The 12,488-nt window shown below is 67.3% G+C and carries 12 protein-coding genes and 1 pseudogene; 10 read left to right on the top strand and 3 right to left on the bottom strand.

Features of this window, described 5'->3' with window-relative positions:
• Nucleotides 1-6: 6 nt before the first annotated feature.
• Both E5F05_RS21125 and E5F05_RS02715 read right to left on the bottom strand, forming a co-directional pair.
• On the bottom strand, nt 7-153 hold the full coding sequence (locus E5F05_RS21125; protein WP_171029485.1) for a hypothetical protein: 147 nt from the start codon (nt 151-153) through the stop codon (nt 7-9).
• Entirely contained in the window at nt 146-1,387 is a 1,242-nt protein-coding gene (locus tag E5F05_RS02715; protein WP_138223674.1) for a CehA/McbA family metallohydrolase, read from the bottom strand. Before E5F05_RS02715 ends, E5F05_RS21125 begins: the two co-directional genes overlap by 8 nt.
• A gap of 119 nt (nt 1,388-1,506) precedes the next feature.
• Between E5F05_RS02715 and E5F05_RS02720 the strand changes: the two genes are divergently transcribed.
• The 6 genes from E5F05_RS02720 to E5F05_RS02745 all read left to right on the top strand — a co-directional run bounded on the left by E5F05_RS02720 (nt 1,507) and on the right by E5F05_RS02745 (nt 7,780).
• Complete coding sequence (locus E5F05_RS02720; protein ID WP_138223675.1) at nt 1,507-2,640, top strand: extracellular solute-binding protein; 1,134 nt, start codon at nt 1,507-1,509, stop codon at nt 2,638-2,640.
• Complete coding sequence (locus E5F05_RS02725) at nt 2,610-3,524, top strand: ABC transporter permease (RefSeq protein ID WP_138223676.1); 915 nt, start codon at nt 2,610-2,612, stop codon at nt 3,522-3,524. Before E5F05_RS02720 ends, E5F05_RS02725 begins: the two co-directional genes overlap by 31 nt.
• The gene (locus E5F05_RS02730; protein ID WP_138223677.1) at nt 3,521-4,354 is read left to right on the top strand and encodes an ABC transporter permease; all 834 of its coding nucleotides are present in this window, start codon (nt 3,521-3,523) and stop codon (nt 4,352-4,354) included. Before E5F05_RS02725 ends, E5F05_RS02730 begins: the two co-directional genes overlap by 4 nt.
• A gap of 1 nt (nt 4,355) precedes the next feature.
• Entirely contained in the window at nt 4,356-5,405 is a 1,050-nt protein-coding gene (locus E5F05_RS02735; RefSeq protein ID WP_171029486.1) for an ABC transporter ATP-binding protein, read from the top strand.
• Nucleotides 5,402-6,136, top strand: a complete 735-nt coding sequence (locus E5F05_RS02740) for a glycerophosphodiester phosphodiesterase (protein WP_146719896.1) — start codon at nt 5,402-5,404, stop codon at nt 6,134-6,136. The genes E5F05_RS02735 and E5F05_RS02740 overlap by 4 nt, the downstream gene beginning before the upstream one ends.
• 102 nt (nt 6,137-6,238) lie before the next feature.
• Nucleotides 6,239-7,780 (top strand): Na/Pi cotransporter family protein, encoded by a 1,542-nt coding sequence (locus E5F05_RS02745; protein ID WP_138223679.1) that lies wholly within the window; start codon nt 6,239-6,241, stop codon nt 7,778-7,780.
• Nucleotides 7,781-7,819: 39 nt separating this feature from the next.
• Here E5F05_RS02745 and E5F05_RS02750 read toward each other — a convergent pair.
• A pseudogene (locus tag E5F05_RS02750) lies at nt 7,820-8,258 on the bottom strand (transposase); the annotation flags it as partial.
• Nucleotides 8,259-8,317: 59 nt separating this feature from the next.
• Here E5F05_RS02750 and E5F05_RS02755 point away from each other — a divergent pair.
• The 4 genes from E5F05_RS02755 (at nt 8,318) to E5F05_RS02770 (ending at nt 12,484) form a co-directional block, all read left to right on the top strand.
• Nucleotides 8,318-9,268, top strand: a complete 951-nt coding sequence (locus tag E5F05_RS02755) for a LacI family DNA-binding transcriptional regulator (RefSeq protein ID WP_138223680.1) — start codon at nt 8,318-8,320, stop codon at nt 9,266-9,268.
• 72 nt (nt 9,269-9,340) lie between these two features.
• On the top strand, nt 9,341-10,675 hold the full coding sequence (locus E5F05_RS02760) for an extracellular solute-binding protein (protein ID WP_138223681.1): 1,335 nt from the start codon (nt 9,341-9,343) through the stop codon (nt 10,673-10,675).
• Nucleotides 10,676-10,731: 56 nt separating this feature from the next.
• Nucleotides 10,732-11,673 (top strand): carbohydrate ABC transporter permease, encoded by a 942-nt coding sequence (locus E5F05_RS02765; protein WP_212744536.1) that lies wholly within the window; start codon nt 10,732-10,734, stop codon nt 11,671-11,673.
• Nucleotides 11,660-12,484 carry a carbohydrate ABC transporter permease gene (locus tag E5F05_RS02770; RefSeq protein WP_138223682.1) on the top strand — a complete coding sequence of 275 codons (825 nt, stop codon included), beginning with the start codon at nt 11,660-11,662 and terminating at the stop codon, nt 12,482-12,484. Before E5F05_RS02765 ends, E5F05_RS02770 begins: the two co-directional genes overlap by 14 nt.
• Nucleotides 12,485-12,488 lie beyond the last annotated feature (4 nt).

Here is a 12,488-nt window from a genome sequence, read left to right on the forward strand (position 1 = left end):
GCCAGGTCAGCCGTTTACGGCTCCCGCGGTGATGCCCTTGACGACCAGGCCCTGCACGAAGCGGAACAGCATCGCGGCAGGCACGATGACGAGCACGCGCGCGGCCCTCCCCGCAGGCGCGTACCTCGCGGGCAGGGTGCGCTCGTCAAGCAAGCGGCGCCTGCTGCGCGAAGACGGGATTGCTGAGGGCGTGCAGGCTCCCGTCTGACAGGCGCACCTCGAAGTTCAACCAGCGGTGGACCGTGGGGTGGAGTGTGTGGCTTCCGGTGTGTTCCACGGGGATGACCTCGCGTCGTCCGTCGCTCACGGCGTGCAGGGTGGAGCCGGGCAGCAGGTCCCGCCAGCTTACCGTGGCCGTCCACCGCCCCGCCGGGGCGCAGCTGCCCAGTCCGGCGGGCCCGGCGGGCGTGTGCACGGCGAACGTGAGGTTGCTCTGGCGGCTCAGGTACGTCTCGCCGCGCCGGAGCTGTTCGAGAAGTGTGGCCGCGTCGTTCGTGGCGGGGGTGCACGTGAAGCCGTGCTGCGGGTGGTAGGCGGGTCCGTGGGCGTCGGTGCCCGCGGTGGCGATGACGCGGTGGCCGGAGGCGAGGAGCGAGTACCACAGCTCGAGGGCGGAGGTGTTGTGGGCGCCGTCCCACGGCCCGTTCCACACTTCCAGGTGCGTCGTATCGGCTGGCCGCCAGTCGAAGTACGTCCACGTGCATCCGGTGCAGATGGGGTCACCGGCGCGCAGCGGGTGGGCGATGACGGCGATCCCGCGTTCGTGCGCAACGTGCGAGGCCAGCTCACGCATGCCGCGGTGGATGGTCAGCCTCGTCCAGTCGTGCAGATCGGGGAGGCCGAGTATCACGGCGTGGCCGTAATAGGTCGTGAGTTCGATGCCTGGGAGTTGCAGCAGCCCTGGCGCGAGCGCGCGGAGGGGCTCGCGGGCGCTCGTCGTGTTGTGGTCCGTCACCGCGAGGAACTGGAGGCCGCGTTCGGTGGCCGCGAGGGCAAGCTCAGCCGGGGTCCAGCGTGCGTCGGAGTGGTTCGTGTGGCAGTGCAAGTCGCCCATCATCCAGCTGCCCGGTTCGGGAGGCCGGACGGCGGGCAGGTTCGGAGCGCCAGACTCGAACGGCGGACGCTCATGGTCATCGATGTCGACGCGGAGTTCACCCCGGACGTCACTCAGGAGGAGGTGCGTGTGGAGGATCACTTCCCAGCGACCGGCTTGCAGGGGGCCTGCGAGGTACCCCGGGGTGGCGTGCGCGGGGCCAAGTTCGACGATGTGCCGGTTGCCCTGCCGGTGCCCCGTGCCCCGGAACCCCAGCGGGTCGCGCACGGTGAGGTTGACCATGTTCCGGAGGTTTCCGGCATGGAGCGGCCCGAAGACAAATTCGATACGCATGAACTGAGCGCCGGAGGGGCACGCAAACGAATAATGAAGGTGGCGTTTACCATCGTGGACGCCCAGTTTGATCGCTTGTAGCAGAAGGCGTTTCATTGTGCTAGCATAAAAGACACATTATGAAAAAATCAGCATGGGGACGGTCAAAAGCACCGTGGCTCGTCACGGCTCTCCTCCTCGCGAGTGTCGGCCCGCAAGTCGCCGCTCAGAACGAACCCATCACCCTCAACTTCTATTCGGAGGGTGACGTCAACGTGCAGGATCTGTGGCAGAAGACGCTGATTCCCATGTATCAGAAGGCGCACCCGAACATCAAGATCAACCTGGTGTTCTCCGCGCACGGCACGTCCTCGCAGTCGACCCTGGACCGTATGGCAGGTGCGCAGAAGGCGAACAAGCCCTCAGGCGTGGACCTGCTGGAAGGCAACGTGCCCGACGCTGGCGAGGCTGGCCTGCTGGAAAAACTCGACACCCGGAAGGTTCCCCTCCTGAGCCGCGTGGAACCCAACACGCTGGCGCGCGCACAATCCTACGGGGTGCCCTACCGTGGCAGCAGCGTCGTGCTGGCGTATGACAGTAACCGCGTCAAGAACCCGCCCCAAACGCTCGACGCCCTGATCGCCTGGATCAACAAGAACCCCGGGCAATTCACGTACAACGCACCCGACTCGGGTGGGAGCGGCAACGCTTTCGTGACGCGCATCCTGCGCCTCGGAATCGATCCGGCCTCGTCCTCATTCTTCGAAACGGATTACGACGCCAGCAAGGAAAAACAGTGGGACAAGGGCTTCGCGCTGCTCAAGCAGCTTGCCCCGAACCTGTACAACGGCGGCCAGTACAGCAAGAACAACGTCGAGACACTGCAACTCCTGGGGAAGGGGGCCATCGCCATGGGTCCCGTCTGGTCGGACCAGGCGCTCAGCTACATGAAGCAGGGCCTGTTGCCGCCCAACATCAAGCTGGTGCAGATCCGCCCGGCGTTCTACGGCGGCTCGTCATACGTCGGTGTGTCGAAGGACAGCCAGAACAAGCAGGCGGCGTACGACTTCCTGAACTGGCTGCTCAGTTCGGATGTGCAGGCCATCGTGGCTGACCAGATGAACGGTTATCCCGGCGTGCGCCTCCAGTACATGCCGAAAGAAGTCCAGACGAAGTACGGCTCCATCGCGAAGGACTTCAGCTTCAACTTCAGCAGCAAGTTCAACAGCGACATGAACCGGCTATGGTACGAGCGCATCGCTGGTCGGCAGTAAGCCGGGCGCGCAGCAAGGAGGCCCTCGTCGGCCTCCTTCTCGTCGCGCCACCCACGCTGGTCCTGCTGTTCCTGGTGGTTATCCCCGCCTGGCAGGCCGTCACGTTCTCGCTCGGGATCGTCCCGGCGGATAACGTCGCGTACAACAGCAGCCTCAACCTGATCCGCAGCGACACGCCCACCCTGGCCGTTTTCAGGCGGCTGTTTGCCACGCGGTCGTTCACCCAGAACCTGGGCCTCACGTTCTTCGTCACCTTCGCGACGATGACGCTCCTCACGCTGGTCAGTTACGCCCTCGCGCTGTACGCCCGCTTCAACCGGGGACGCCTGTCCGGGCTGGTGCGCACCCTGTACCTGATTCCCATGTTCGTGCCCGCCATCATCGCCGGATACGCCCTGACCATCTTCTACGGGGATCACGGGGTGTTTCAGGCGGCCCTCAACCGGATGGGCCTGCCGTACCACTCGCCCATCGGGGCGGGCTGGGGCATCGTGCTGGGGCAGCTGTGGGTCAGTATTCCCTTCGCGGTGCTCATGCTGTCCAGCGGCCTTGACGGCGTGGCAGAGGAGCAGGTCGAGGTGGCGCGGGACGCGGGGGCCAGCTTCTGGGTGATCCTGTGGCGGATCCTGCTGCCGCTGAACTTCATTCCGCTGCTCATCGTGCTGACCTTCACCTTCATCGGCGTGTTCGGCAGCTTCACCATCCCGTACCTGCTGGGCGGCAACGCGCCGCAGATGCTGGGGGTGAGCATGCAGCTCAACTTCAGCGCGTTCCGCCAGCAGCAGATCGCCGTGGCGCTCGCCGTGTTCAGCTTCCTCGTGTGTGCCGTGGCCGGTTACCTCTACGTGTACGCCACCACCCGGCGGCAGCAAGGAGCGGCATGAAGCCGACCAGCTGGTTCTGGCACTACCCCCCCCTCCGGAAGGCCCTGACGATCATCATGCTGGCCGTGTTCGGCGCCTTCCTGCTGTTGCCGCTCGTGAGCCTGCTGCTGTGGGCCGTGGCGGAACGCTGGAATTACCCCGGGCTCATCCCGCAGCAGTTCGGCCTGCGTTGGTGGAGCTGGATCTTCACGAACGCCGACATCGGCAAGGCCGCCCGCTGGAGCGCCCTCACGGCGCCGACCGTCACGCTCGTCTCGGCCGCCGTGTGCCTGCCCGCCGCGTACGCGTTCGCGCGCTTCGATTTCCCCCTCAAGCGCGTCCTGTACGTCTCGCTGCTCGCGTCGAACGCCTTCCCGAAGATCGGGTTGTACATCGTCATCGCGGCGTTCTTCTTCCAGCTGAATCTCATCGGGACCTTCTGGGGCGTCGTCCTCGTGCAACTCATCAACACGCTCGTGTACATGACGTGGATTCCCGCGGCGAGCTTCGCCGCCGTGCCCCGCGAGCTGGAGGAGGCCGCGCGTGACCTGGGCGCCAGCCCACTCAAGGTCTTCTTCACGGTGACGCTGCCGTTCGCGATGCCCGGCATCATCGTGGCGGTCATCCTGACGTTCCTCGGCTCGCTGGACGAATCCCAGGCGACGCTCGTGGTCGGCGCGCCGGAAATCACGACCCTGCCCATCCTCATGTACACCCTGGTGTCCAGCTACCCGGAGCCGGTCGGGGCCGTGTTCAGCGTGCTGCTGGCGTTGCCGTCGGTCGTGCTGCTGCTCCTCGCCCGCAAGTACCTCCTGGGGGGGTACCTCGCTGCTGGCTTCAAAGGAGGATGACGTGTCCACCGTCGAATTCACGAACGTCACCAAACTCTACGGGCAGCGTCCAGCCGTCGCGAATTTGAATCTGCGCGTGGGCAGCGGCGAACTCATCTGCCTGCTCGGCCCCAGCGGGTGCGGCAAGACCACCACGCTGCGGATGCTGGCAGGCTTCATCACCCCCGACGCGGGCGACATCGGCATCAACGAGCGCAGCGTGCTGAACCTCGGCCCCGAAGCCCGGCCGACCGCGCTGGTGTTCCAGCGGTACACCCTGTGGCCGCACATGAACATCTTCCACAATGTCGCGTTCGGCCTGAAGCTGCGCCGCGTGCCCGCCGACGAGATTCGCCGCAAGGTGGCGGGCGCGCTGGACCTCGTCGGCCTGCAAGGCCTGGAGAAGCGCTTTCCCGCGCAGTTGTCGGGCGGCCAGCAGCAGCGTGTCGCGCTCGCGCGGGCTCTCGTGATCGAACCGCAGGTGCTGCTGCTCGACGAGCCCCTCTCCAGCCTGGACGCGAAACTCCGCGTGCAGCTGCGTCAGGAGATTCGCGCCATCCAGAAGGAACTCGGCATCACGACGGTGTTCGTCACGCACGACCAGGAAGAGGCGATGTCCGTCGCGGACCGCATCGCCGTGATGCACGACGGCGTGTTGCAGCAGGTCGAGGCGCCCGGCGAATTGTACGCCCGCCCCGCGACCGAATTCGTCGCCCGCTTTATGGGGGAGATGAACGTCCTTCCGGGCACGCAGACGGGCAGCACCGTCCGCACGGGCCGGTTCGAGTTCCTCACGGATCTCCCGGCCTCGGCGTCCGCTGGCAAGGACCTCCGTGTCGCCTTCCGGCCAGAGGACGTGCAGCTCGGAACCGAGGGGGTGCCTGGCCGCGTCATGTCCGAGATCGACCTGGGGCACTACCGCCAGCTGATCCTCGACTGTGGGGGCGTCACGGTCACGGCGTTCGTCAGCAAGGGACAGCCCGTGCGGGGGAATCACGTCCGGGTCGCGCGCGTCCTGATGTACGCGGGCGGGCAGTTCGTGAGCGAGGCGTGCGCCGCCGAACCTGTATGAGGGGCCCGTACCGTACGGACGCGCCCTACCTGCGCGAACGCCTGCAACAGCGTGTCCTGCGGACCGCGCACCGGGGCGCCCCACGCCGCGCGCCGGACAACACCCTTGAAAGCTTGAGTGCCGCCGCGGCCCCCGCCGTCGATTTCGTCGAGGTCGACGTCCACCTGACGCGTGACGGGCACCTGCTGCTCTGGCACGACGAGCACTTCATCACGCCGGACGGCGCCTATCCAATCGCTCGGCATGACCTGCGCGACCTGCGCGCGCTCGGCATTCCGGACGGGACGATCATGACACTCCCGGAAGCCATCGAGGTCGCGCGGCCCCACACGGGCCTCATGATCGACCTGAAAGCCCCAGACCTCCACGACGCCATCGCCCACGCCCTAAGTGAGGCGGACCTCCGGAACGTCCTGGTATGCGGCGGGTATCTGGACACGCTCACGCGGCTCAAGGCTGCGCTTCCTCACGTCGCCACGTCACTCACGCCGGGGGCCGCGTTCTACGCCCGGCCCGAGGAGGAGCTCGAGCGGCTGCCGGACATTGACGCGCTCACCGTGTACTGGCGGACAGTCGGGCCACGCCTCGTCCGGGCGGCCCGCGCGCACGGCGTCGCGCTGCTCGCGTGGACCGTCGATCACGAGCACATCGCGCGGCATCTCATTCATACGGGCGTCGACGGCATCACCAGCAATGACCTTGACCTGCTCGAGCGGCTCCCCGTCACGTGACCGGGCGATGCCCCCGACCGCTTGGAATGAATCCATTGGGGCGGACAGGGGGCAAGGCACCTGGGTCCCATCCGGACGTTCAGGCGTGTTATAACCGCCGCCATGCTGTTCCTGCTCGGCGGGCTGGCACTGTTTCTGTTCGGCGTCCGCCTTGTCGGTGAGAACCTCCAACTCCTGCTCGGGCCAAGGCTGCGCCGCCTGCTCGCCAGCGCGACCCGTTCCGGCCCTCGAGCGGCCCTGACTGGCGCGCTCGTCACCGCCCTGGCGCAATCGGGCACGCTCGTCACGGTGCTGACGATCACGCTCGTGGATGCGGGTGTGCTCGGGCTGCGCCAGGCGCTCGCCGTGGCGCTTGGCGCCAGCGTGGGCGGCACCCTGACGGTGCAGCTGCTCGCTTTCAAGATCACGCACCTCGCCATGCCGCTGCTGGCCCTGGGCTTGCTCCTGTCCTGGCCGCGGCTCCTCCAGGGCCGGCTCGGCCGGATTGCCATCGGGCTCGGGCTGCTGTTCCTGGGCCTCGACACCATGCTCGGCTCACTGCAACCGCTGAGAGGCAGCCTGCTGTTCGCGCAGGTGCTCGCGGCCCTCGCGCAAAGCCCACTGGTGCTGGCCGCCATTGGGCTGGTGCTCACCGCGCTCGTGCACAGCAGCAACGCCACGGCCACGTTGGCGCTCGCCTTCGTCAGTGGGGGGCTGCTCACCGCCGAACAGGGCGTCGCGCTGGTGATCGGCGCGAACGTCGGCACGACCTTCTCGGCGGTCCTGGTCAGCGCGCACGGCCCCGTGGATGGGCGCCGGGTCGCCGTGGGCCACCTGGGGGTAAAGGCCATTGGCGCGCTCGCCACGCTCGCGGTGTTGAACAGCTTCATGCACCTCCTCGCCCGGCTTGGCGCGGGCCCCGAACGGCTGATCGCAAACGCGCATACCCTGTTCAACCTGCTCGTGCTGCTCGCAGTCCTGCCCCTCGGACGCAGCGTCACCCGCCTGCTGCAACGCCTCATCCCCACCCCGCCGAGCGAGGACACGCCGCGCTATCTCTCGGCGGACGCACTGGACCGGCCAGAACTGGCCTACGGCCTGGCGTTTCGCGAAGTGCTGCGCATCAGCGAGGAGGTCGAGAGCATGTATGCGCTGGCGACAAAGGCCCTCCAGGGCGAAACCACGCATGCCGAGCTCTCCCTCAGGGAGAACACTGTCGATGACCTCGTGAACGCAGTCGTGCTGTACCTTGGCCGTCTGGGTGCAGGACAGCCTCACGCGCGCTATGTGGCGCTCTTCGGCACGGCCTCGGAGCTCGAGGCAATCGCGGACCTGTGCAAGCGGCTCGCGCGCCAGCCACTGAAGCTCCATGCGCACGGCAGCCGCTTCGCGCCCGAGGGGAGTCGGGAGCTGGTCGTGCTGGCCCTGGAGCTCAAGGAACGAATGCACGCCACGTTCACGGCGCTCACCTTGCGCAACGCCCCGAATGAGTCGGGCCCGCACTTCTCGGCGGAGGTTGCACATCAGCGGATGCTGCACCTGTATCGCCTGGTGGCGTCGGAAGAGGCACAGCGGTCGAGCAGCGTGCACCTTGACATCCTGACGGTGCTCGAGCAGATTCACACCGGATTGCGCCGGATAGACGTGCTCGCCGACCAGCTCTGAGAGGCTGTTTCGAAAGGGAGTTCTGCCAAACGCCGTTGAGGGCTGGGCGAGGTTGTGAGCGGGGATGGTCAGGATGACACGGAAGCGCAGGGAAGCAAGGGTCTGGGTTTGAACGGAGCGAATCTGGGCTTCGACCAGTTGGGAGAAGACGGTTTCGCTTCGGGTGGCGATCTACCCACCCCCCGGTGTCGTACCACGTGTTTTTCTTGGGTAGGAACACCTCCCCCAGGGAGCGGTACCCCTTGTCCCCGATCATTTTCGGCCCGCCAAACTCCGGCCACCTTTGGTTCAGCTCGTCACCGCCGGTGGTGCCGTGAAGGTTGGCGGGTTTGAGCAGGGCCTGGACGATTTCACCCGCAGGCGTCACCCAGGCATGGAGCTTGTACCCGTGCACGTCACCCTGGGTACCACAGCCCCACCCTGCCCCTGGAAACTTGCCCCGCTTCCCGCGCCTCAGACGGCAGACGGGAAGCGGAAGCAGGTACGCCCCCACTTGTGCTACGCTCTGTTTAAACCGGTTTAAACAGAGGGGGTGGCATGTCGATTCGGACAGTGGCCCAGGATTTGCGCCTATCCACGGCGACGGTTTCACTCGCGCTCAAGGGTGACGCGCGCGTCAGCGCCGAAACGTGTGCGCGCGTGCTGGAACACTGTCGCCGCGTCGGCTACACCCCGAGCTTCAGCGCCCGCAGCCTCTCGGTCGGGCGCAGCTTCACCCTGCACGTCGTCCACGTCACCGACGACGGCGGTGTGGGCCGCTTTCTGAGCGACTTTCTGGGCGGCGCGGCCCGTGCGGCGAGCGCGCGTCAGTACCGCGTGACGCTCTCGGTGATCCGGGATGACCAGTGGGACGACCTGCGGCCCCATCTGCGCAACGGCAGCGCCGACGGTTTTGTGCTGCTCAACCCGCGCGAGGCCGAGGAGTACACCGTCTTTCGCGAGTCCGGCGTGCCCCTGCTGGTGGTCGGCCGCAGCAGTTGTGTGGGGGCCGCGCAGGTGGACACCGACAACCTGGCCGTCGGGCGTGACCTCGGCGCACATCTGCGCGCGGCCGGTTACGCGCGCCCCGCGCTGCTCGGACCGGGGCGCCGCACCTTCACCCGTGACCGCCTGCTCGGCCTGCGCGGCAGCTACCCCGACGCGCCGCTGCTCGGCACCTCCGGCCAGCCCCAGGAGGTCATGGCCCTCACCGAGGCGGCCCTGCGCGCGGGTCACGACGCCCTGATCGTCACCGACGACGCCCTGCTGCCCGCGCTGCTCAAGGCCCTCAAACGTGCCGGGCGCCGCGCGCCGGACGTTGGGGTGGTCGGCATGGGCAACGACGTGTCGGGCTACCTCGACCCGGAGGTCACCAGCATCGACTTCGGCGCGGCCCGCCTCGGCGAGGTCGCCGCTTCACATCTGCTCGACCACCTCGGCAACGTGGATGCCCCTCCCCTGCTGACCGTTCCGCACCGCCTCGTGGCGCGCGAAAGCACGCGCCGCTGAGACAGCTCGCCGTCCGCCCCCGTGCAGTTTCGTTCCTCGCCCGGTGAGCCTGCTCACCACCCTGGAGGCCGTATGAAGTACGCGAAGATCGTCGCCCTGACCCTCACGCTGTGCAGCACCGCCCTCGCCGAGAACGTCAACCTCACGGTCAGCGGCCTCAACACCATCGCCAAGCAGTGGTTCGACCAGAGCGTCATTCCGGCGGTCAACAAGGTGCTCGCGCCGCAGGGCAAGACCCTCAGCGTCACCTACCAGAACACCGCCAGCAGCGCCGAGGCCACCAAGCAGCAGTACGCGCTCGACCTCAAGGCGGGGCGCGGCGCGGACATCCTGAGCTTCGACGGCTTCTGGCTGCCGGAGTTCGTGGCGGCGGGGCTGATCAAACCGCTCGACGTGGTGGTCGGCAAAGAGGCCTTGCAGTGGGACGGCTGGAAGCAGATTCCCAGCGGGTTGCAGGGCATCCTGGGCTATCAGGGCAAGCTCTACGGCGTCGGGCAGGGCACCGACGTGCGCGGCATCTACTACCGCAGCGACCTCTTCAAACAGGCCGGGCTGCCGGTGCCCTGGACTCCCAGGAGCTGGAACGACGTGCTGAGCGCCGCGCGCGCACTCAAAAAGGCCCTGCCGGACGTGACGCCGCTACAGATCAACGCGGGCACCGCGATGGGCGAGGCCACCACCATGCAGGGCTACGACATGCTGCTGCTCGGCACCGGCACCCAGATGTACGACCCCGCCCAGCAAAAGTGGGTGGTGAAGTCCCCCGGCATCCTCGACACGCTGAACTTCTACAAGACCGTGTACCTCGACGACAAGCTCGGGGACGCGCGCTGGCAGCTCATCCCCAACGGCCGCGACCTCAGCTTCAAGGCCTTCGCGGACGGCAAGCTCGGCATCCTCCTCGAGGGGGACTACCTGTGGCGCTCGGTGCTGAACCCGCTCGACCCCTCGGGCCTCAAGAACCGCGACCAGGTGGTGGCCTTTACCCGGATGCCCGCCGAGGCCCCCGGGAAAGGCATCCGGAAGCAGAATTACGTGACCATCTCGGGGGGCACCGGCTACCTGATCAACCCCAACAGCAAACACCCGCAGGAAGCCTGGACGCTGCTCTCGACCATGAGCAGCAAGGACATGCTCGACGCCTACCAGAAGCTCGAACCGCGCATCCGCATCCGCAAGGACGTGGCGATTCCCGGTGACAAGGTGATGCAGAACATGGCCACCACCCTGCTGCCGGTCACCGTCACCCGCCCGATGCTGCCCGCGTACAACAAGGTCAGCGAGCAGGCGCAGCTGATGACCGAGCGGGTCGTGAGCGGCCAGATGACGCCGCAGCAGGCCATGGACGCCTACGCCGCCGCCGTGAAGCAGATCGTGGGCGCGGACAAGACGGCCGAGCTGAAGTGAGCGGAGGCGATCATGCTGCGCCCGAACGGTAAGCGTGGCGCGCGGGGAGGCCGGGGGTGAGCGTTCCACTGCCGCGCGCGCGCAGGGCGGCAGCGGCGCGCCCTCCGGCCCTGCTCAGCGCCCGCGCGGGGGTGGGCTTCCTGTTGCCCGCCCTCGCCTTTATCGCGCTCTTCTTGCTCGTCCCCTTCGCCTGGATCGTGGCGGTCAGCTTTACCAACCAGAGCCTGCTGGGCGCCAACGCCCAGGGGCAGTTCGTGGGGCTGAGCAACTACGCGCGGATGTTCGACGCCGCGACCTGGCTGCCCGGCGGCTTCGGCTACTCGCTGATCGTGACGGCCATCTTTTCGCTCGGATCGCTCGCCGGACAGGTCACGCTGGGCCTGACGCTCGCGCTGCTGTTCCACGGCCAGCGCGGCCCCTGGCGGGAGGTGGTCTTTACCCTCGTGACGCTGTGCTGGATCTTGCCGGAGGTGCCGGTCGCCTTCGGCTGGCTGTCCTTTCTCGACCGCGACTTTGGGCTGCTCAACGTGCTGCTGCGCGCGCTGCACCTCGGCTCGCCGGACTGGACGCTCGACCACCCGCTCGCGGCGATCATCCTGTTCAACATCTGGCGCGGCACCGCCTTCTCGATGCTGCTGTTCTCGGCGGCGCTCGCCAGTATTCCGCCGTCGTACCTGGAGGTGGCGGCAGTGAGCGGCGCGGGGCCCTGGCGGCGCTTCTGGGACATCACGCTGCCCAGCATCCGCCCGCAACTGCTCTCGGCGCTGGTGCTGATCTCGCTGTGGACCTTCAACACCTTCGGGCCGTACCTCATCACGGCGGGCGGGCCGCTCAACAAGACCGACATCGTCGCGATCCACACCTACCGGGTCGCCTTCCGCTTCGGGGACTGGGGCCTGGGCACGGCCATCGCCATGTTCACGATGCTGCTCAACCTGCTGCTGACCGCCGTGTACCTGCTGGCGGCCCGCCGAAGGGAGCCGCGTGCGGGGGCGTGAGGTCGCGGCGCGGCTGGCCTTCGGGGTCGTCACGACCCTGCTGGCGACCTTTTTCGCGCTGCCCTGTCTGTGGCTGGTGCTGGCCCCCTTCAACGCCCGCGCGACCCTGGCGACGGTCCTGCCCAGCCCGCCCAGCCTGACCAACTTCCGGGCGGTGCTGGGCAACCACGACGCCGTGGTCGGCCTCCTCAACAGCGGCATTCAGGCGCTCGGCAGCATGCTGCTGACGGTCGCCGTCGCGGCCCTGGCCGCCTACGCGCTGTCGCGCGCGCGGGTGCCGGGCGCGCGCGCCTTCACGGCGGTCTTACTGATGTTCTCGTCGGTCGTGAGCGGCACCGTCGCGATGGTCCCGATCTACAACATCATCCTCAAGCTGGGCCTCATCGACACCCAGCTCGGCGTGATCCTGGTGATGACCGGCGGGCTGCTGCCGACCGCCATCTTCTTGCTGCTCGACTTCGTGAACGCGCTGCCCAAGAGCTACGAGGAGAGCGCTGCGGTGTGTGGCGCCCGGCCCTGGCAGTACCTGCCGCAGGTGATCTTTCCGCTGATCCGCCCCGGGCTGATGGTGGTCGGCGTGTGGGCCTTTGTGGGCGTGTGGGGCAGCTTTCTCACGCCCTACATCCTGCTGCGCTCCAACAGCAACCTGCCCGCCAGCGTGCAGGCCTACCAGTTCTACAACGACAACGGCCAGCCGGTGCTGACCCTGGTTTCGGCCTACTCCTTTTTGTATGTGCTGCCGGTGCTGCTGCTGTACCTGTGGGTGAACTGGCGCTACGGCTTTCGCTTTTTCGGGGGCATCAAAGGATGAACGC

This window comes from Deinococcus metallilatus, from assembly GCF_004758605.1.
GTDB lineage: Bacteria > Deinococcota > Deinococci > Deinococcales > Deinococcaceae > Deinococcus > Deinococcus metallilatus.

Coding starts and splice junctions, on each gene's coding strand:
- E5F05_RS02715 (WP_138223674.1), bottom strand. CDS start 1,387: ATGCGTATCGAATTTGTCTTCGGGCCGCTCCATGCCGGAAACCTCCGG.
- E5F05_RS02720 (WP_138223675.1), top strand. CDS start 1,507: ATGAAAAAATCAGCATGGGGACGGTCAAAAGCACCGTGGCTCGTCACG.
- E5F05_RS02725 (WP_138223676.1), top strand. CDS start 2,610: ATGGTACGAGCGCATCGCTGGTCGGCAGTAAGCCGGGCGCGCAGCAAG.
- E5F05_RS02730 (WP_138223677.1), top strand. CDS start 3,521: ATGAAGCCGACCAGCTGGTTCTGGCACTACCCCCCCCTCCGGAAGGCC.
- E5F05_RS02740 (WP_146719896.1), top strand. CDS start 5,402: ATGAGGGGCCCGTACCGTACGGACGCGCCCTACCTGCGCGAACGCCTG.
- E5F05_RS02745 (WP_138223679.1), top strand. CDS start 6,239: ATGCTGTTCCTGCTCGGCGGGCTGGCACTGTTTCTGTTCGGCGTCCGC.
- E5F05_RS02755 (WP_138223680.1), top strand. CDS start 8,318: ATGTCGATTCGGACAGTGGCCCAGGATTTGCGCCTATCCACGGCGACG.
- E5F05_RS02760 (WP_138223681.1), top strand. CDS start 9,341: ATGAAGTACGCGAAGATCGTCGCCCTGACCCTCACGCTGTGCAGCACC.